16 protein-coding genes are annotated in these 18,343 nt (G+C 74.9%); 8 read left to right on the top strand and 8 right to left on the bottom strand.

The window, feature by feature from the left end; genetic code table 11:
* Window positions 1–138: 138 nt before the first annotated feature.
* The gene (locus ACFV7Q_RS23135; protein ID WP_385431138.1) at window positions 139–273 is read right to left on the bottom strand and encodes a hypothetical protein; all 135 of its coding nucleotides are present in this window, start codon (window positions 271–273) and stop codon (window positions 139–141) included.
* 434 nt (window positions 274–707) lie between these two features.
* Complete coding sequence (locus ACFV7Q_RS23130) at window positions 708–1,505, bottom strand: maleylpyruvate isomerase family mycothiol-dependent enzyme (RefSeq protein WP_385431136.1); 798 nt, start codon at window positions 1,503–1,505, stop codon at window positions 708–710.
* 346 nt (window positions 1,506–1,851) lie between these two features.
* On the opposite strand from ACFV7Q_RS23130, the gene ACFV7Q_RS23125 reads away from it, so the two are divergent.
* Both ACFV7Q_RS23125 and ACFV7Q_RS23120 read left to right on the top strand, forming a co-directional pair.
* Window positions 1,852–4,398, top strand: coding sequence for a beta-glucosidase (locus ACFV7Q_RS23125; protein ID WP_385431134.1), 2,547 nt, complete (start codon window positions 1,852–1,854; stop codon window positions 4,396–4,398).
* A gap of 78 nt (window positions 4,399–4,476) precedes the next feature.
* Window positions 4,477–5,121, top strand: coding sequence for a DedA family protein (locus ACFV7Q_RS23120; RefSeq protein WP_385431132.1), 645 nt, complete (start codon window positions 4,477–4,479; stop codon window positions 5,119–5,121).
* Window positions 5,122–5,179: 58 nt separating this feature from the next.
* Here ACFV7Q_RS23120 and ACFV7Q_RS23115 read toward each other — a convergent pair whose 3' ends face one another.
* Entirely contained in the window at window positions 5,180–5,743 is a 564-nt protein-coding gene (locus tag ACFV7Q_RS23115; RefSeq protein WP_385431130.1) for a gamma carbonic anhydrase family protein, read from the bottom strand.
* A 154-nt stretch (window positions 5,744–5,897) separates the two neighbouring features.
* Here ACFV7Q_RS23115 and ACFV7Q_RS23110 point away from each other — a divergent pair, with 154 nt between their 5' ends.
* Entirely contained in the window at window positions 5,898–6,740 is an 843-nt protein-coding gene (locus ACFV7Q_RS23110) for an acyltransferase (RefSeq protein ID WP_385431128.1), read from the top strand.
* A gap of 16 nt (window positions 6,741–6,756) precedes the next feature.
* Here ACFV7Q_RS23110 and ACFV7Q_RS23105 read toward each other — a convergent pair whose 3' ends face one another.
* Complete coding sequence (locus ACFV7Q_RS23105) at window positions 6,757–7,623, bottom strand: EamA family transporter (protein WP_385431126.1); 867 nt, start codon at window positions 7,621–7,623, stop codon at window positions 6,757–6,759.
* Between the two features lie 106 nt (window positions 7,624–7,729).
* Between ACFV7Q_RS23105 and ACFV7Q_RS23100 the strand changes: the two genes are divergently transcribed.
* The gene (locus ACFV7Q_RS23100) at window positions 7,730–8,311 is read left to right on the top strand and encodes a helix-turn-helix domain-containing protein (protein WP_385431142.1); all 582 of its coding nucleotides are present in this window, start codon (window positions 7,730–7,732) and stop codon (window positions 8,309–8,311) included.
* A gap of 37 nt (window positions 8,312–8,348) precedes the next feature.
* On the opposite strand, the gene ACFV7Q_RS23095 is transcribed toward ACFV7Q_RS23100, so the two are convergent.
* Window positions 8,349–8,759 carry a CoA-binding protein gene (locus tag ACFV7Q_RS23095; protein ID WP_385431124.1) on the bottom strand — a complete coding sequence of 137 codons (411 nt, stop codon included), beginning with the start codon at window positions 8,757–8,759 and terminating at the stop codon, window positions 8,349–8,351.
* A 274-nt stretch (window positions 8,760–9,033) separates the two neighbouring features.
* Between ACFV7Q_RS23095 and ACFV7Q_RS23090 the strand changes: the two genes are divergently transcribed.
* The 3 genes from ACFV7Q_RS23090 to ACFV7Q_RS23080 all read left to right on the top strand — a co-directional run bounded on the left by ACFV7Q_RS23090 (window position 9,034) and on the right by ACFV7Q_RS23080 (window position 13,943).
* Entirely contained in the window at window positions 9,034–9,660 is a 627-nt protein-coding gene (locus ACFV7Q_RS23090; protein WP_385431122.1) for a YigZ family protein, read from the top strand.
* A 102-nt stretch (window positions 9,661–9,762) separates the two neighbouring features.
* Window positions 9,763–10,935: an exonuclease SbcCD subunit D gene (locus tag ACFV7Q_RS23085; protein ID WP_385431120.1), complete on the top strand. Its 1,173-nt coding sequence runs from the start codon at window positions 9,763–9,765 to the stop codon at window positions 10,933–10,935.
* Window positions 10,932–13,943, top strand: coding sequence for an AAA family ATPase (locus ACFV7Q_RS23080; protein WP_385431119.1), 3,012 nt, complete (start codon window positions 10,932–10,934; stop codon window positions 13,941–13,943). The genes ACFV7Q_RS23085 and ACFV7Q_RS23080 overlap by 4 nt, the downstream gene beginning before the upstream one ends.
* Here ACFV7Q_RS23080 and ACFV7Q_RS23075 read toward each other — a convergent pair.
* The gene (locus ACFV7Q_RS23075) at window positions 13,933–14,379 is read right to left on the bottom strand and encodes an Lrp/AsnC family transcriptional regulator (protein WP_385431117.1); all 447 of its coding nucleotides are present in this window, start codon (window positions 14,377–14,379) and stop codon (window positions 13,933–13,935) included. The two genes, ACFV7Q_RS23080 and ACFV7Q_RS23075, sit on opposite strands and share 11 nt — an antisense overlap.
* Window positions 14,380–14,473: 94 nt before the next feature.
* Here ACFV7Q_RS23075 and ACFV7Q_RS23070 point away from each other — a divergent pair, with 94 nt between their 5' ends.
* Window positions 14,474–15,007, top strand: coding sequence for a rhodanese-like domain-containing protein (locus ACFV7Q_RS23070; protein WP_385431115.1), 534 nt, complete (start codon window positions 14,474–14,476; stop codon window positions 15,005–15,007).
* Window positions 15,008–15,085: 78 nt separating this feature from the next.
* On the opposite strand, the gene ACFV7Q_RS23065 is transcribed toward ACFV7Q_RS23070, so the two are convergent.
* Both ACFV7Q_RS23065 and ACFV7Q_RS23060 read right to left on the bottom strand, forming a co-directional pair.
* Complete coding sequence (locus ACFV7Q_RS23065) at window positions 15,086–16,813, bottom strand: DUF885 domain-containing protein (protein ID WP_385431114.1); 1,728 nt, start codon at window positions 16,811–16,813, stop codon at window positions 15,086–15,088.
* Window positions 16,814–16,848: 35 nt separating this feature from the next.
* Window positions 16,849–18,309 (bottom strand): GNAT family N-acetyltransferase, encoded by a 1,461-nt coding sequence (locus ACFV7Q_RS23060; protein ID WP_385431112.1) that lies wholly within the window; start codon window positions 18,307–18,309, stop codon window positions 16,849–16,851.
* Window positions 18,310–18,343 lie beyond the last annotated feature (34 nt).

The following is an 18,343-nucleotide window of genomic DNA, read 5'->3' as shown; positions in this document are numbered from 1 at the left end:
TCCCCGGGTCCCCACCCCCTCGTGGCCCCCCCCCCCCACCCCCATCCACCCCCCCCCCCCGGGGTTGGGGGGGGGGGGCCCCGGCAGCGCGCCCGCCCCACCCGCGTTCCAGGGCGCTCCCGCGGCAATGCCGTTGCCTCAGGCGGTCGCTGCGGTCGCCGTGATGCGGGCGGACTTCGGCTTCTTCGAGCCGTGCCAGCGGCCGCCCGCGGCCTTGTCCATCCCGGACCGGCTCCGCTTCTGGGGGAAGAGACTGGGCGGTTCCTTCACCATCCGGGCCTGCTCGCGCCGGCGCCGGGCGGGCAGCAGGCGGTGCCGCAGTTCCTCGCGGACCTCGACCAGGGCGTGCTGCAGACCCGTGGCGGTGGCGGCGGCCTGGGCGACGACGGTGCGGCGGATGACGCTTGCTGTCCGGGACGCTACGAAGCGGTCTGAGGCGGCAGCAGCGGCTTCACGGACGGTTGGAAGTGGCTCCGTCAGGTGTTCGACAGCCCGGTTCGGCGGGTGCGGGGTCCGGAGATGTCAACGGGCGTCCAAGGCGCCTCGACGACGTGAACGACGTAACGTCATCGCTGGTGCGACGGGAGGTGGCGTGGCCTACGTCCTGCCCTTGCGCGCACCAGGGGCCCACGAACGTGGACCGTGGTGGACTGCGCCTCCAAGACGGTCGAGCCGGTGGAGGCGCGGCCGACCGCCCCCGCTGGGTCCTACTCCTCCGGCTCCCAGGCGCGGAGCAGGTCGAGCAGCCCTGCGTCTCCGTCAACGTGCAAGGAGTCGGCAGGTATGCGGTCGTACAAGTAGAGGACCAACTCACTGGCCGTGCCATGGGTAGAGGCGCCGGTTGAGTCCGAGTCTTCGCCGGTCGCGGCAGGGGGCGCGGGGATGCGGGTGGAGCGTGCGCCGTCGCCGTCGACCGTGAGGCGCCAGGAGCGGCCCTCGGCGGTGTGGAAGTCGAAGGCCGTGGGCTTGTGCGGCCAGGCGCTGGGCGTCGCGACGCAGGTGAACAGGAACTCCTCGACACCGTCGAGGGCGACCTCGGCCGGCAGCGGCTGCGGGGCGCGCGCGGCGAGCTGGGCGTCGTAGGTGTGCACCGCGCTCTCCTGGACCCGGTGCCGGGCGACTCCGCCGGAGGTCCGCGGCGTCTGCAGGGCACTCCACCACGCCCAGCAGCCGGCGTCCGGTCCTGCCTCGCGCAGGGCGCTCAGCAGAAGCTGCGTCGACGCGGCGAGCCAGGCCAGCAGGACCTCACGCTCCCGCGGCACTTCCAGAGCGGCGCGCGCAGCGGCGGCCTCGGCCGGTGGAGCGTCGGCAGGCCCCGCGCCGACGATGGCGGCCCAGAAACGGTCTCCCCCACCCAGGTGTTTCACCAGATCGAACAGCGTCCATCCGGGGCAGGTCGGCACCTGCGCGTCGAGACTGGGCGCGGCGGCGACCGCGGCGCGGAAGGCGGTCGACCGTTCATCGATCAGTCTCAGCAGGTCAGGAAACTCAAGATTCTTTTCCACGCCGGATGTCTATCACCGTGCTCCGGTGATCGGACAGCGATTTTCACAGTCGCCGCCGGCTAGCCATTGCGGACGTCCTCGCCCCCCACCGACCGCCTGGAGCAACGGCATTGCGCTCCCGCGGGGCCGGAACCGGTCCTGACGCCGCGACGACGACCGTTGGCGGTGGCAGGGCGCAGGACGGCGCCCGACGCACCGCCGCCCCCGCTGAGCGGCCGCCGCAGGGCTGAACCTGTGCGCCGCGGTGGCGCGTCCGCGGGATCCGGGCGGCCGCGGGGCGGCACAGTGGGCGCCGGGAGCGGTCCGGCGCGGGCCGCTCCCGCCGACCGGAGCCGCAGGGAGCGTCATGAGCGAGGCCGTGTCCAGACGTTCCGCGCTGCGGCTGGTCGCAGCGCTGGGCGCGGCCCTAGGCGCAGGCGGCTGCACTCCCGCGGTACCACGCGCCGGCCACCCCCAAAGCGGCCCCTCCGCCGCATCCGGCCCCTCCGCCGCCGCGGCGTCCCCGGGCGGGGGCCCCGCGCAGCCCGGCAGCGCCGCCCGGATCGACGCCTTGCTCGACCGGCTCACCCTGGAGGAGAAGACCGCCCTCCTGCACGGCAGCCGGGACCCGGCCCCGCTCGGCCAGACCGGATACCTCCCGGGCGTGCCGCGCCTCGGCATCCCGCCGCTGCGGCTCGCCGACGGGCCCGCCGGCGTACGGGTCGCCCGCCCGGCCACCGCGTTGCCCGCACCGGTGATGCTGGCCTCCGCCTTCGATCCGGCGCTGGCCCGCGAGTACGGCAGGACCCTCGGCCGGGAGGCCCGGGCCCTGGGCCAGGACGTCCTGCTCGCGCCGCTGGCCAACCTGATCCGCACCCCGTACGCCGGACGCAACTTCGAGGCCTTCTCCGAGGATCCGCTGCTGACGGCGGACCTGGTCGCGGAGGTCGTCCGCGGCATCCAGGACGAGGGCGTGATCGCCGCCGTCAAGCACTTCGCCCCCGGCAACCAGGAGCGGGGCCGCGACACCGTCGACGTCATCGCCGGCGAACGCACCCTGCACGAAACGGAGCTGCGCGGCTTCGAGGCGGCCGTGACCGCCGGGGCGGGCGCGGTGATGGGCGCGCACCACAAGGTCAACGGAACCCATGCCTGCGAGAACCGGCCGCTCCTCGACGAACTGCTGCGCGTGCGTTGGGGTTTCGACGGCTGGGTGATGTCCGCACCGGATGCCGCGCGCAGCACCGTCGCCGCCATCGGCGCGGGGCTCGACATGGAGCTGCCCGGCGGCACGCGCTTCGGCTCCCCGCTCCGGGAGGCGGTGCGCGCCGGCACCGTCCCCGAGGACGCCGTCGACCTTTCGGTACGCCGGGTCCTGGCCACCATGGACCGGTTCGGGCTGCTCGACGCCGAACGCCGGGTCCGCCCCGCCCGCGACCCCGGCGCCGGGGCGCGGACCGCCCTTCGGGTCGCCACGGCCGGCGCGGTGCTGCTCCGCAACGAGCGCGCGACCCTGCCCCTGGCCGGGTCCGCCGCCCGCTCCATCGCAGTGATCGGGCCCACCGCGCAGGTGCCCTTCGTCAGCGGCCGCGGCAGCGCCCACGTGGTCCCCGACCGGGCGGCCGCCCCGCTCACCGCGATCAGGCGCCGCGCCGGGAACGGCGCCACCGTCCGCCACGCCCTCGGCGAGGACCTGTACGGCCGGCCGCTGCCGGCGGACCTGCTGGTCCCGGCCGCGGCCCTGGACGACCGGACCGTGCCAGCCGGGCGGACCTGGAGCCATGCGGGGGAGTTCACCCTCGCCGAGGACGACGAGTGGACGCTGCTCGTCCACTACCGCGGCAAGCGGCCGAGCGTGCGCCTCGACGGCGAGGAGCTGTTCCCCGAGGGGCAGGGCGCGGCCGAGGCCCCTGCGGCCGGACTGCTCGACTCCGCGCCCGACGGGCTCGCCGTCCTTCGTCGCACTCTCGCCCTGGAGGCGGGCGCCCACCGCCTCGCCGTCTTCGCGGAGGGCGGGGTCACGGGCGGGCGGTTCCGGCTGCGCCACACGACCGGGGCGACCCGGGCCGCCGACGTCGCCGCGGCCGTACGGGCGGCGAAGGCCGCCCGCAGCGTGGTCCTCTTCGCGTACGAGGACGCCGGCGAGGGCGGCGACCGCACCTCGCTGGGGCTGCCCGGCGGCCAGGCCCGGCTCATCGAGGCCGTCGCCGGGGCGAACCCGCGCACCGTCGTGGTGCTCAACACGCCCGCCGGCACCACCATGCCCTGGATCCGCCGCACCGGAGCCGTCCTGCAGATGTACTACCCGGGCCAGGAGGGGGCGGCGGCCACGGCGGCCGTCCTCTTCGGGGACACGGACCCGGGCGGGCGGCTCACCCAAACGTTCCCGGCCGACGAGAAGCAGACCCCGGTCGGCGGGGACCCGCTGCGCTACCCCGGGGTCGGCGGCCGGCAGGTGTACTCCGAGGGAGTCCACGTCGGCCACCGCTGGTACGACGCACAGCGCGTGGAGCCGCTGTTCGCCTTCGGGCACGGGCTCTCGTACACGACCTGGGAGTACCGGGACCTGGTGGTGCGGCCGGAGCGCGGCGGACTGCGCGCGGAGTTCACCGTCCGCAACTCGGGGCGCCGCAAGGGGACCGACGTGGCCCAGGTGTACGTGGGACCTTCCGCGGAGCCGGGGTTCGACCAGCCGGTGCGCGCATTGGCCGGCTACCGGCGGCTCACCCTGGCACCGGGCGAGGCCCGGCGGGTCACCGTCGACGTGGACCTGCGGGCGCTGTCCTCGTGGGACCCTGAGCGGCACGCATGGGTGCCGGGGACGGGGCGGCGCGAGGTGTTCGCGGGCCGCTCCTCCCGGGACCTGCCCCTGCGCGCCGTGGCCGTCGTCAAGGCCGGTGCCGAGAACAGATAGGCTGCCCGTTCGGCGTGTCACGCGGGACGCGTCGGGACGCGGGCCTTTGAGGCGGGACGAATTCAGGAGGGCGCACCGGTGCACGTCCAGGAATGGCTGGAGCAGATTCCGGCGGTCAGTATCTACCTCCTGGTGGGCCTCGTCATCGGGCTGGAGAGCCTCGGCATCCCGCTGCCAGGGGAGATCATCCTGGTCAGCTCGGCGCTGCTGGCCTCCCAGCACGGGGAGATCGACCCCGTGGTCCTGGGGGTCTGCGCCACCATCGGGGCGATCGTCGGGGACTCGATCGGTTATGCGATCGGCCGCCGGGGCGGCAAGCCGCTGCTGGAGCGGCTGGGGCGGCGCTTCCCGAAGCACTTCGGGCCGGCCCAGGTCGCCCAGGCGGAGCGCGCGTTCGAGCGGTGGGGCATGTGGGCCGTCTTCTTCGGCCGGTTCGTGGCGCTGCTGCGGATCTTTGCCGGGCCGCTGGCGGGCGTGCTGCACATGCCGTACTGGAAGTTCCTCATCGCCAACATCTTCGGCGGGATCCTCTGGGCGGGCGGCACCACGGCCGTCATCTACTCCATCGGGATCGTCGCGGAGCCGTGGCTGAAGGGCTTCTCGTGGGTGGGGCTGGTGCTGGCCGTGGTGATCGGCGTCTCGGTGATGCTGGTGATGCGCAGCCGGATGAAGAAGGCTGCCGCCGCCGAGCCCGTGCCGGAGCCGGTGCCCGCCGAGCGCTGATCCGGCCGCCCGCGCCGGGCACCGGGCCCGGCGCGGGACGGCGTACGGGCGGCGCGCCTCACCCGCCCGCGGCGACCGCGGCGCGGTGCTGCTCGGCCAAGTCCGCGTACATCGCGGCGTTGACCTTGATGCCCTCGCGCTCCTCGTCGGTCAGCTGCCTCCGCACCTTGGCCGGAACACCGGCGACCAGCGAGCCGGGCGGGACCACCATGCCCTGCGGAACCAGCGCCTGCGCGGCGACCAGCGAGCCGGCGCCGATCACCGCCCCGTTGAGGACGGTCGCGCCCATGCCGATCAGACAGTCGTCCTCGACCGTGCAGCCGTGCACGACGGCGTTGTGGCCGATGGAGACGCGCTCGCCGACGGAGACCGGGAACCCGGGGTCCACGTGCAGGGTGCAGTTGTCCTGCACGTTGCTGTCGGCGCCGAGCACGATCGGCCCGCAGTCGGCGCGCAGCACCGCCGAGTACCAGATGCTGGCGCCCGGGCCCAGGGTGACGTCGCCGACCACCACGGAGGTGGGCGCGGTGAAGGCGCTGGGGTCGATCCGCGGGCTCTTGCCGCCCACGCCCGCGACGAGTGCCTGACCGGAGGGCCCGCCGAGGTCCGTGTGTTCCGTCATGTTCGTCTTCCTCAGTCCTGTGTCCGCCGGGCCTGGCGCACCCGGTGTGCCTGACGTGTCGCGCTACCGGCACCGTAGGGCACGCCGCGTGCGGGCCGGCGATGGGGTGAAGATCACGGCGCGGTCCGGGCACCCGGCGCGCTACCGTGGCCCGGTGCCGAAGAACCAGAACACGTTCTCATCCCTGACCACCCTGCGCCGCCGCGTCGCGGGCCGCATCGCCCACGGCGCGTGGCGCTGGATGCAGCAGGCGGGCGCGGTCACCGCCCGGACCACGGGCGGGCTCCGGTTCGGCACGATCGGGGAGGGCACGCGGCTCGCCTTCCCGCAGGGCACGGTCTTCGGCGAGCCGTGGATCCACCTCGGCGAGTGCTGCATCATCGCGGAGCAGGTCACCCTGACGGCCGGCATGCTGCCGGGCCTCGACCTCGGCACCGAGCCGGTGCTGGTCCTCGGCAACGGCGTGGTCCTCGGCCGGGGCAGCCACGTCATCGCCGACGCCCCCATCACGATCGGCAACGACACCTTCTGCGGGCCGGGGGTGTACATCACCTCCACCAACCACAGCTACGACGACCCGCACGAGCCGGTCGGCCGGCAGTGGCCGCGCAGCGAACCGGTGGAGATAGGCCCCGGCTGCTGGCTCGGCACGGGCGCGGTGATCCTCCCGGGGGCGCGGCTCGGCCGCAACGTGGTGGTGGCCGCCGGATCCGTGGTCCGCGGCGAGGTGCCCGACCACGCGGTGGTGGCCGGGGCCCCCGCGCGCATCGTGCGCCGGTGGAGCGAGGAGACGGGCTGGCAGCCGCCGCTGCGCACCCCGGCCCCGGTGCCCATCCCCGACGGGATGACCTCCGGGCAGCTCCGGGCGCTGGCGGAGCTCGCGGAGGCGGAGCAGCGCACGGCCGACGCGGAACAGCGGACGCCCCCGGCGCCGGAGGACGCGGCCGGCGGGGAACAGCGCACCGCCGACGCGGCCGCGGCGGGACAGCCCGGCTAGTCCGGGCGGCGGGCAGCTAACCGGCGGCCAGCAGAACCGTTCCGGCGAGGGCCAGGCCGGCGCCGGCCGCCTGGACCGCGCGCAGCCGTTCGCGGAGCACGGCGAAGGCGGCCAGCGCGGTGATCACCGGGTAGAGCGAGGAGAGCACGGCGGCGACGGTGACCGGGCCGTTCTGGGCGGCGATGGAGTAGGTGCCGTTGGCCGCGACGTCGGCGAGGCCGACGAAGGCCAGTGCCGGCAGGAGCCGGCCCAGGGTCCGCAGGCCGGTGCCCTCGGGCAGGGCGGGGGTCCCGCGCCGGACCTGGACCCACAGGACGCCGCCGCCGGCGAGCACATTGGTGACGCGCTGCACGAACAGGGCGAGGAACAGCCCGGTCACCGAGTCGGAGGCCTCCGAGATCAGCGCCATCACGGCGCCGAAGCCGAAGGCGGCCGTCAGGGTCAGCACCACGGCCTGGCGCTGCACGGGCGCGCCGCGGAGCTCCGGGCCGCCCGCGAGGACGATGCCCACGACCGCGACCGCGATCCCGGTGAACTGGCCGAGCCCGGGCTGCTCTCCCATCGCCAGCCCGACCCCGACGGGCACCACCACTCCGAGCGATCCCAGTGGCGAGACGACGCCCATCGGGCCGAGCGCCAGCGCCTTGTAGAAGCTGAACATGGCGACGGGCCCGACCAGGCCCGCGGCGACCGCGAACCACAGCTGCGGCCCGGCCTCCCGCCAGGCCCCCGTGGCCAGTACGACCGAGCCGAGCGCGAGGACCGCGAGCACCTGCGAGGCCACGACCACCGTCAGCGCGGGCAGCCGGCGGGTCAGCAGCCCGCCGCCGAAGTCCGCGAGGCCCCACAGCAGGGCCGTGGCCAGGGCGAAGAGGGAGGTCATGCGGGGCCTCGCAGTACAGTGCGGTGAACGGTGGAGTGCAGCGTCGCGCACGCCGCACCATGGTTCAGTCTATTGGACTTGGAAATCCAGAATCTTGGACGGAATGGTGTCGGACTTCGAACAGCTCACGCAGGCACTCGCCCGGAACCTCCGCCACTGGCGCGGCGAGCGGGGCTTCACCCTCGACGCCCTGGCCGCCCGCGCCGGGGTGAGCCGCGGAATGATCATCCAGATCGAGCAGGCCCGCACGAACCCCAGCGTCGGCACGACCGTGAAGCTGGCCGACGCCCTCGGCGTGAGCATCACCACCCTCCTGGACCGGGACCGCACCCCGCGCGTGCACGTCGTCCTCCCGGGGCAGGGCGTACGCATGTGGGCCACCGAGGCCGGCAGCGGCGCGAGCATGCTCCTCGGCGACGACCGGCGCGGCCCCGTCGAGATGTGGAGCTACCGCCTGGCAGCGGGCGAGGAAAGGGCCTCCGACCCGCACCCAACGGGCGCGTTCGAGATGCTCCACGTCACGGCCGGCGAGCTGACCCTCCTCGTCGCCGACGGGCGGTACGCCGTCCCGGCCGGCGGAGCCGTCTCCTTCGAGGCCGACGCCCCGCACGCGTACCGCAACGAGGGCGCGGAACCGGTGGAGATGACCCTGGCCGTGTCCGTCCCGCCCGTCGGCGGCGGGGCGTAGCACCGCCGGTGGCGCCGCCGACGGGCGGGCCGTGCGCCTACGCCCCCAGGGCGGGGATCTCGATGGCGGGGCAGCGGTCCATCACCATCTCCAAGCCGGCCTCGCGGGTACGGGCGAACGCGGCCTCGTCGACCACGTCGAGCTGGAACCACACGGCATCCGCCCCCGCGGCCACCGCCTCGTCCGCGACCTGCCCCGCCAGGGCGCTGTTGACGAAAACGTCCACCACGTCCACCTTGAACGGGACCTCCGCGAGCGAGGCGTAGCCCTGCTCCCCGTGCACCGTCTCGGCCTTCGGGTGCACGGGGACCACGCGCTTGCCGAACCGCTGGAGCACGCGCGCCACCCCGTACGCGGCCCGGTCCTGGTTGTTGGACAGGCCCACGACGGCCCAGGTGTCGCCGAGCTCGGTGAGGATCTTGCGGATGGTTGCCGGGTCGCCGTACACGGTTGCCGCCTCCTGATGTCGTCGTCGGGCCCTGCCCGCCGGGTGCGGCCGGTGATCCCGACCGCAGCCATCGACAACAGGAAGCACGCGTGCCCGATTCCCCGGGGGAGCTCGGACTCCGATCCGCGCCCCGCGCCGAGGAGGCCGCAGCCGATTTCCCCGGGCCGAGGAGGCCGCAGCCGATGCCCGGGCCGCACAGCGGCCCGCTTCCCTCGGTCCGGAACAGCCCCGGATCCCCGCCGGACCGTTTTCGAGCACGGATTAGGGTGGAGCGGTGAAGTCAGACCAGTACGCGACGGTGGCCCGCGAGGGCGTGCACGAGTCGGAGATCAACCGCTCGCGGTTCCTGTGCTCGCTCGCGCCCGCCGCGACCGAGCAGGAAGCCCAGGAGTTCGTGGCCCGCATCCGCCGCGAGCACCCCACCGCCACGCACAACTGCTACGCGTACGTCATCGGCGCCGACGCCTCCGTCCAGAAGGCCAGCGACGACGGCGAGCCCGGCGGCACCGCCGGGGTGCCCATGCTGCAGATGCTGATGCGCCGCGACGTCCGGTACGCGGTGGCCGTGGTCACCCGGTACTACGGCGGCGTGAAGCTCGGCGCAGGCGGGCTCATCCGCGCCTACGGGGGCGTCGTCGGCGAGGCCCTCGACGCACTCGGCACGGTCACCCGCCGCCGCTACCGGCTGGCCACCGTCACCGTCGACCACCAGCGCGCGGGCAAGGTCCAGAACGACCTGCGGTCCACCGGCCGGACCGTGGTCGACCTGCGCTACGGGACCGCCGTCGAGATCGAGGTCGCCCTGCCCGAGGCCGACCTGCCCGGTTTCGAGGCCTGGCTCGCCGACACCTCCGCCGGTACCGCCGTCCTCACGCTCGGAGGTGAGACGTACGCGCCCTGAGCACCCCGGCGAGGCGTTAGCGTAGAGGGGTTCATCGGGCGGCCAGGGCGATTCAGGGGGGCGGACGGACATGTGCGGAGAGAAGGCCGGCGGGGCCGGCGAGTGAGGCTCCTGCACACCTCCGACTGGCACCTCGGCCGGTCGTTCCACCGCGTCAACCTGCTCGGGGCCCAGGCCGCCTTCATCGACCACCTCGTCGCGACCGTCCGCGAGCACGGGGTCGACGCGGTCCTCGTCGCCGGCGACGTCTACGACCGGGCCGTGCCCCCGCTGCCCGCCGTGGAGCTCTTCGACCGGGCCCTGCACCGCCTCGCCGACCTCGGCGTGCCCACCGTCATGATCTCCGGAAACCACGACTCAGCCCGCCGCCTCGGGGTCGGGGCCGGGCTGATCGGCCGGGCCGGGATCCACCTCAGGACCGATCCCGACGGCTGCGCCGACCCCGTGGTGCTGGCCGACGAGCACGGCGACGTGGCGCTGTACGGGCTGCCCTACCTGGAGCCGGCCCTGGTCAAGGACCGGATCGGCGCGGACCGTGTCAGCCACGAGGCCGTCCTCGGCGCGGCCATGGACCGCATCCGGGCCGACCTCGCCGCCCGAGCGGCCGGCACCCGCTCCGTCGTCCTCGCCCACGCCTTCGTCACCGGCGGCCAGGCCAGTGACAGCGAACGCGACATCGCCGTCGGCGGCGTCGAAGCGGTACCCGCCGCCGTGTTCGAGGGGGTCGACTACGCGGCCCTCGGCCACCTCCACGGCTGCCAGACCATCAACGAGCGGGTCCGCTACTCCGGTTCACCGCTCGCCTACTCCTTCTCGGAGGTCGACCACCGCAAGACGATGTGGCTCGTCGACCTCGGCCCCGCCGGGGAGGTCACCGCCGAGCGGATCGACACCCCCGTGCCCCGGCCGCTCGCCCGGCTGCGCGGCCCCCTCGCCGCCCTGCTCGACGACCCCGCGCACACCGCACACGAGGACGCCTGGATCGAGGCCACCCTCACCGACCCCGTACGCCCCGACGACCCCATGGCCCGCCTCACCGCCCGCTTCCCGCACACCCTGAGCCTCGCCTTCGACCCCGAGGGCCGCGAGGAGGACGGCGGCGCCACCTACGCCCAGCGGCTCCGTGGCCGCAGCGACCAGGAGATCGCCGAGGACTTCGTCGCCCACGTGCGCGGCGGCGGTGCCGACGAGGCCGAACGGGCCGTGCTGCAGGCCGCCTTCGAGGACGTGCGGACCGCGGCGGCCGCCGAAGGCGGGCAGGAGGCCCGCCGATGAGGCTCCACCGGCTCCGGATCACCGCCTTCGGCCCGTTCGCCGAGCCCCAGGAGATCGACTTCGACGCCCTGTCGGCCGCCGGGATCTTCCTGCTGCACGGGCCCACCGGTGCGGGCAAGACCTCCGTCCTGGACGCCGTCTGCTTCGCCCTGTACGGATCCGTGCCCGGCGCCCGCCAAGCCCCCGGCACCAGCCTGCGCAGCGACCACGCCGAGCCCGGCACCCCCACCGAGGTCACCCTCGAACTCACCGCCGGCGGGCGACGCCTGGAGATCACCCGGCGCCCCGAACAGGACCGGCCCAAGAAGCGCGGCACCGGCACCACCAAGGCCAAGGCGCAGAGCTGGCTCCGCGAGTACGACGGACAGCAGTGGGCCGCCCTCAGCCGTTCCCACCAGGAGATCGGCGAGGAGATCGAGCAGCTGCTCGGCATGAGCCGGGAGCAGTTCTGCCAGGTCGTCCTGCTCCCGCAGGGCGAATTCGCCCGCTTCCTGCGCGCCGATGAGCAGGCCCGCAGCCGCCTGCTGAGCCGCCTCTTCGACACCCGCCGCTTCGCCGCCGTCGAAACCCTGCTCGCCGAGCGCCGCCGGGCCGCCGAGGCGAGGGTCCGGGCCGGTGACGAGAAGGTCCTCGGCACCGCGCAGCGGATCGCCCAGGCCGCCGGGGACAGCGCCGACCTGCGGGCTTGGCCGATGCCCGCCCACCAGCCCGGCGACCCGGGCCTGGCCGGGGCCGTCCGGGCGTGGGCCGCCGTCGCGCGGTGCGCCGCCCGGGAGCGGCTGACGGTCGCCGAGTACGCGCTGGCCGCCGTCGAGGGTCGGCACGCCGCCGCCCGGCGGGCCGCGGAGGAGGCCCGCGAGCTGGACCGGCTGCAACGCCGGCACGCCGAGACCGCGCGCCGGGCCGCCCTCCTCGCCGAGGCCGAACCAGAGCGGCAGCGGATCCGGGAGCTCCTCGACCGGGCCGGCCGTGCCGCCCTCGTCGCACCCGCCCTGGAACTGCGCGGAGCGGCCTCGACCGCCCACGCGGCCGCCGCCCGTGCGGAGACGGTCGCCCGCGCCGAACTGCCCCCCGCCCTGGCCCAGGCGGGACCCGAGCAGCTGGCCACCGAGGAACAGCGGCTGCGGGAGCACCTCGGCGCCCTGGGCGCCGGCCGGCGCGCCGAGCAGCGCAGCGCCGAGATCGGCCGTGAGCGGGCCGCCCTGGAGCGGGAGGCCCGCGACGCCGAGGAGCAGCTGCGGGAGTCCTCCGAGTGGCTGGCCCGCTGGGAGGACACCCGCGCCGCCCTCGCGGACCGCGTGGACGCCGCACAACAGGCTGCGACCCTGGCCGAGCAGCTCGCCGGGAAGCTGGAGCCCGCCCGGATCCGCCTGGACGCGGCCCGGCGGCGGGACGCGTTGGACGCCGACGCGCAGCGCGCCGCGGGCGAACTGGTATCCGTGCGCGAAGAGTCGGCCGCGGCCCGGGAGACCTGGCTGGAGCTCAAGGAGGCCCGGTTGCGGGGGATCGCCGCCGAGCTCGCCACCGCACTGGTGGCGGGCGAGCCGTGCACGGTGTGCGGCTCGGCCGAGCACCCCGACCCCGCCCGGCCCGCCCCCGGGCACGTGGACCGGGCCGCCGAGGACGCCGCCCACGCCCGCTACGAGCAGGCCGAGGAACGCCGGGCCGCCGTCGAGCGCACACTCGCCGCCGCCCAGGAGGCCCGTGTCGGAGCCGCGGCCGCCGCGGGCGACGCCACGACCGCCGACCTCCTCGCCCTGACCTCGGACCTGAGCTCCCGGCACGCCGCCGCCCACGCCGCCGCGGCCGGACTGCACGCCGCCCGGGAGCAGCTGGCCCGCGCCGACCGGGAGCACTCCGTACGCAGCACCGACCGGCTGGAGGCCGAGCGCCGGGCCGCCGCCCGGGCTTCCCGGCGCGAGGCCCTGGACGGGGAGCACGCCTCACTGGAGGCCGAGCTGGCCCTGCTCCGCGGGAACGCGCCCAGCCTCGCCGCCCGCGCCGGGATCCTGGAGGACCGGGTCCGGATGGTCACCGCCGCGGCCACCGCGCTGCGCCGCTCGGAGACCGCTGCCGCCCGGCTCAAGGAGGCCGACGGCCAGCTCGCCGACGCCGCGTTCCGGGCTGGTTTCGACACCGTCGAGGCGGCGGCCGCCGCCGTGCTCCCGGACCGTGAACGCAGCGCGCTCCAGCACAGCCTGGACGCCTGGCAGGCCGAGGAGGCGATGCTGGCCGACCGCCGCGGCGAGCGCGACACGGCGGCTGCAGCAGCCCTGCCCCCGGCCGACCCGTACGCCGCCGACGCCGAGGCCGGGCGGGTCGGGGCGCTGGTGCGTGCCGCCGCCTCCGCCGTCGACGCGGGCCGGGTGCGGTGTGCGGAGCTGGACCGGCTGTCCCGGCAGGCTGACCAGGAGCTGCGCGCCCTCGGGCCGCTGCGCGAGGCCTACGAGCGGGTGGCCCGGCTGGCCGGGCTGACCGCGGGCACCTCCGCCGACAACGAGCGCAAGATGCGGCTGGAGGCGTACGTCCTGGCGGCCCGCCTGGAGCAGGTCGCGGCCGCGGCGACGGTACGGCTGCTGAGGATGTCCGGTGGCCGCTACACCCTGGTCCACTCCGACACCAGGGCGAGCGGACGCGGGCGCTCTGGTCTCGGGCTGCACGTGGTGGACGCCTGGACCGGCAGCGAGCGCGACACCGCCACGTTGTCGGGCGGCGAGACCTTCTTCGCCTCGCTCGCCCTCGCCCTCGGCCTGGCCGACGTGGTCTCGGACGAGGCCGGCGGGGTGCGCCTGGACACCCTCTTCATCGACGAGGGCTTCGGCAGCCTGGACGAGCAGGCGCTGGACGAGGTCCTCGACGTACTGGACTCGCTGCGCGAACGGGACCGCAGCGTCGGCATCGTGAGCCACGTCGCCGACCTCAGGACCCGGGTGCAGGCCCAGCTGGAGGTCGTGAAACAGCGCGGCGGCTCGGCGGTCCGCCACCGCACGGCCGTGGTCACGGACTGAGCGGGCGGCGGGGCAGCGGGGAGGAGTAGACGACGCTCGTGGTGACGGCGCCGAGCCACGAGATACGGCCGGTGACCTCCTCCAGGTGGCCCATCGAGCGGGCGGCGACCTTCAGCACGAAGCAGTCGTCGCCCGTGACGTGGTGGGCCTCCAGGATCTCCGGAGTCGCCTCCAGCAGGTCGTGGAACGGCTTGTAGTTGCCGTGCGGATAGCGCAGCCGCACCAGTGCCAGGATCGACTTGCCCAGTTTCTCCGGGTCCACCACGGCCGTGTACCCGGTGATCACGCCGGCCTCCTCCAGGCGGCGCACCCGCTCGGTGACGGCGCTGGCCGACATGGAGACGGAGCGGGCGAGATCGGCGAAGCTGGCCCGCCCGTCCTCCTGGAGGGCGGCCAGGATGCGCCAGTCGGTGGCGTCAGGGGAATACTCGGTCATCTTTGCTGTGTAGCAGGGGAATCCCCGGCGAAACAAGGGGAGGGCCGGGAAAACTACCTTCCCGGGTGATCAACTGGCTCGTAGAGTCAGGGACATGACCACGACACAGCCCACCGCTGCCACCACTGCCACAGCCGCCCCCGCCCCCGTGGAGAACCCCGTCCTCCGGGTTCCCCCGGCCACCCCGGCCGCGGCCGCCGCCCACTTCGCCGCCAGCCTCGCCTTCCACGCGGACGTGTCGGACGTCGCCACCGCCCTGGAAGCCCACCGCGCGAAGGGCACCGCCCTCGGCTTCCAGCTGATCGACTCCCGCTCCACCCCCGCCTGGGACCAGGCCCACATCCCCGGAGCGATCCACCTGCCCACCGCCCTGATCCCCGAGCAGGCCGAGCAGCTGCTGGACAGGAACGTCCCCGTGGTCACGTACTGCTGGGGCCCCGGCTGCAACGGAGCCACCCGCTCCGCGCTCGCCCTGGCCCAGCTCGGCTTCCAGGTCAAGGAAATGCTCGGCGGTATCGAGTACTGGATCCGCGAGGGCTTCGAGGTCGAGACCTGGCAGGGCAGGCAGCAGCGTGGCGAGGCCGACCCGCTCACCGCGCCCACCGACTCCGACGACTGCGGCTGCTGACGCTGCTGCCGAACGTCGTACGGGCCGCCGGCGCCCCCTCGGGGAGCGGGCGGCCCGTACGGGGAGCCGGGGCCCGGATCAGAGCTGCGACAGCTCGTCCACCAGGTCGTCCAGGCCCAGCGAGCCCTGCGACAGGGCCGCCATGTGCCACGCCTTCAGGTCGAAGGCAGCGCCGTGCGCGGCCCGGGCGTTGTCCCGGCCCAGCAGCCAGGCGCGCTCGCCCAGCTTGTAACCGATCGCCTGGCCGGGCATCGAGAGGTAGCGGGTCACCTCGCTCTCGATGAAGTCCGCCGGCCGGCTGTTGTGCTGCGCGAAGAACTCCTGCGCCAGGTCCACCGTCCAGCGCTCACCGGGATGGAACGGCGAGTCCGCCGGGATCTCCAGGCCCAGGTGCATGCCGATGTCCACGATGACCCGGGCGGCCCGCATCATCTGGCAGTCGAGGTAGCCCAGGCGCCGCTCGGCGTCCTTCAGGTAGCCCAGCTCGTCCATCAGGCGCTCCGCGTACAGCGCCCAGCCCTCCACGTTGGCGCTGACCAGGCCGACGCTCGCCTGGTAGCGGGAGAGCCGGTCCGAGACGTGCGTCCACTGCGCGAGCTGGAGGTGGTGTCCCGGGACGCCCTCGTGGTACCAGGTGGACACCAGGTCGTACACCGGGAAGCGGGTCTGGCCCAAGGTCGGCAGCCAGGTGCGCCCGGGGCGGGAGAAGTCCTCGGAGGGGCTCGTGTAGTACGGGGCCGCGGCGCCGCCCGCCGGGGCGATCCGGGATTCCACCCGCTTGACCCGCTCGGCCAGTTCGAAGTGGGTGCCGTCCAGGTTCTCGACGGCCTCGTCCATCAGATCCTGGAGCCAGGCCCGGACCTCGTCGACGCCCTCGATGTGGGTGCCGTGCTCGTCCAGGTGCCTGAGCGCCTCCCAGGGGCCGGCGCCGGGCAGGATCCTGGCCGCCTCGGTCTTCATTTCGGCGAGCAGCCGGTGGTACTCCGACCAGCCGTACGCGTACGCCTCGTCCAGGTCGAGGTCCGTGCCGTTGAAGTAGCGCGACCAGCGGGCGTAGCGCTCGCGGCCCACCGCGTCCGGGGCGCCGGCGACGGCCGGCTCGTACACCGAGCGGAGCCAGTCGCGCAGTTCGGTGAGGGCGGCCGTCGCGGTGCCGGCCGCCTGCTCCAGCTCGCCGCGCAGGGACTGAGGGCCGCGGGCGGCGAACTCGCCGAAGAAGCCCCCGCCCGCGGCGGTCCCGTCGCCCGTCGGGTCCTCGTCCTCGCCGGCCCAGGTGGTGAGCTGGCCGATGAAGGTGGCGGTGGCGCGCGGGCCGCCGTACAGGCCGCGGTCGAGCCCGAGCTGCAGGCTCTCCCGGTAGCCGGCCAGGGCGGCGGGGACCGCGCGCATCCGCTCGGCGATCGCGACCCAGTCCTCGTCCGTCTCCGCCGGGGTCAGCGGGAAGATGTCGCGCAGGGCGTGCGCGGGGGAGTGGATGTTGCTGACGGCGCGCAGGTCCTCGTCCGCCTCGTACACGGCGAGTTCGGCGGTGAGGCGCTCACGCAGCAGGCGGGCGCAGCGGCGCTCGATGTCGCTGTCCGCGCCGGGCAGCCGCTCGGCGGCGTCGAGCCGGGCGAGCGTGGAGCGGGCCAGTTCGGCCACGGCCGCACGGCCGGCCGGGGAGAAGTCCGGGAGCCGGCCGGAGCTCGCCGCGACACCGAGATAGGTGCCCGTGATGGGGTCGAGGGCGATGAGGTCGTCGACGTAGGCGTCGGCGACCTGGCGCGGCAGCCGGGACGCGATGTCGCTGCGGAGGGTGTCTGACATGCGGACATCTTCGTACGCGGAGAGGGTCCGCGTCATCACCGTTCGCTGTCGGCCTGCTGACGCCCCACGGGCCGGCCGTCGACCGGAAGGCCGTACGGGGCCCGGGTGTTGGCTTGTGCCCCGTCGAGCCGGGCGGTGATCACGAGGGTGCCCTCCTCGACCAGGTAGTCGAGGGGGAGGCCGAGGCCGCGCATGGCCGCGACCATGCCGGTGTTGGAGGACTGGGTCACGGCGTACACGCTGTCGCAGCGGGCCTCGGCTGCCATCGCGACGAGTCGGCGCAGCAGCTCGGAGCCGATCCCGCGGCGCTGCCAGTCGTCCTCGATCAGGAGCGCGACCTCGGTCTCGTCCCCGTCCCACAACAGGTGGCCGAGGGCGACCAGCTTCCCGGACGCGGTGGTCGCGGCCAGCGTGCGGCCGAAGCGCGGGCTCAGCAGGTGGTCGAGGTAGCGGTCGGCGTCGGCGACCGGGCCGTGGTAGCGCAGGCCGAGGGTGCGCTCGGAGCAACGGTCGTGCATCGCCCGGGCGGCGGGGAGGTCGGACCGGTCGGCGCGGCGCACGGTGATCTCGTTGCCCTCGGGCAGGGTCAGCACGTCCTGGCTGCGCGGGATGCGGGGCCCGAGCCGGGCGTCGAGCTCGACGAGGGCCCGGGCGCGGGCGAACTCGGTGGGGGTGAAGGGCAGATGGGGCCGCTCGATGGTGAGGGCGCCGCCCGAGGGGTCGCGCAGCCGCATCACGGTCGCCTCCAGGACCCCCTCGACCGGAGCGTCCGCGCCGAGGTTGGGGCGGCCGGAAAGGGTGGTCGCCGGGATGGAGTGGATGGTGCAGCGGCCGAACAGCTGGCGCAGCGCGAGCGGTAGTTCGGCGGCGTCCAGCGCAGTGCGGGTCGCCAGGCCCAGCAGCCGGGTCGGGGTGTCGACGAGGTCGTGGGCGTCGGCCCGCTCGATCCAGGTGTCCTTGCCGCCGGCGGTGGCGACGGCACGGGTGAGGTCGGCGGAGGGCAACTGCTGGGGTGCGCGCAGCAGGAACTCGTCCACCGTGCCGCCCTCGGGCAGCGGATGCGTCTGCAGGGTCAGGATGTCCACGCGGTGGGCCGCGAGCGCAGTGCACAGGGCGGCCAGGCTGCCGGGCTCGTCGCGCACGGTCGTGCGCATCCGCCACAGCGAGGCCGATGCGGTCGCGCCGGGCTCCGGAGTGCTCGCCGCCGGTGTCGGGGCCGCCGCACCGGCGGCACCCGTATCGGAGGGCGCCGTGCTCGCGGGCGGCGGCGCATGGCTGTGGCGTCGCGCCCACCAGGTGTGGAACGCCGCCGTCACCAGCAGGGCGACGGCCGAGGCGACGAGCAGGACGGGGCCGCTCGGGCCGTGCACGACGAGGTTGGCGATGCCGTCGGCGACCGCGACGGCGCAGAAGAGCGCGGCCAGCTCGACGACGTCGCGGCGCCAGTGGTGGTGGTGGTGGGAGTGGTGGGCGGGGGCGGGGATGCGTGCAGTCATGCATTCCACTGTGACGCAGGGGTGTTGCGTGACC

It is taken from the genome of Streptomyces sp. NPDC059851, from assembly GCF_042732005.1.
Classification (GTDB): domain Bacteria; phylum Actinomycetota; class Actinomycetes; order Streptomycetales; family Streptomycetaceae; genus Streptomyces.
The sequence above is the reverse complement of the archived record's forward strand: the minus strand, read 5'-3'. Positions and strand labels throughout refer to the sequence as shown.

Bases quoted from the DNA above. Each gene is read 5' to 3' on its own strand.
- ACFV7Q_RS23135 (WP_385431138.1), bottom strand. From the start codon at position 273: ATGGTGAAGGAACCGCCCAGTCTCTTCCCCCAGAAGCGGAGCCGGTCC.
- ACFV7Q_RS23125 (WP_385431134.1), top strand. From the start codon at position 1,852: ATGAGCGAGGCCGTGTCCAGACGTTCCGCGCTGCGGCTGGTCGCAGCG.
- ACFV7Q_RS23115 (WP_385431130.1), bottom strand. From the start codon at position 5,743: ATGACGGAACACACGGACCTCGGCGGGCCCTCCGGTCAGGCACTCGTC.
- ACFV7Q_RS23105 (WP_385431126.1), bottom strand. From the start codon at position 7,623: ATGACCTCCCTCTTCGCCCTGGCCACGGCCCTGCTGTGGGGCCTCGCG.
- ACFV7Q_RS23080 (WP_385431119.1), top strand. From the start codon at position 10,932: ATGAGGCTCCACCGGCTCCGGATCACCGCCTTCGGCCCGTTCGCCGAG.
- ACFV7Q_RS23075 (WP_385431117.1), bottom strand. From the start codon at position 14,379: ATGACCGAGTATTCCCCTGACGCCACCGACTGGCGCATCCTGGCCGCC.
- ACFV7Q_RS23070 (WP_385431115.1), top strand. From the start codon at position 14,474: ATGACCACGACACAGCCCACCGCTGCCACCACTGCCACAGCCGCCCCC.
- ACFV7Q_RS23065 (WP_385431114.1), bottom strand. From the start codon at position 16,813: ATGTCAGACACCCTCCGCAGCGACATCGCGTCCCGGCTGCCGCGCCAG.
- ACFV7Q_RS23060 (WP_385431112.1), bottom strand. From the start codon at position 18,309: ATGACTGCACGCATCCCCGCCCCCGCCCACCACTCCCACCACCACCAC.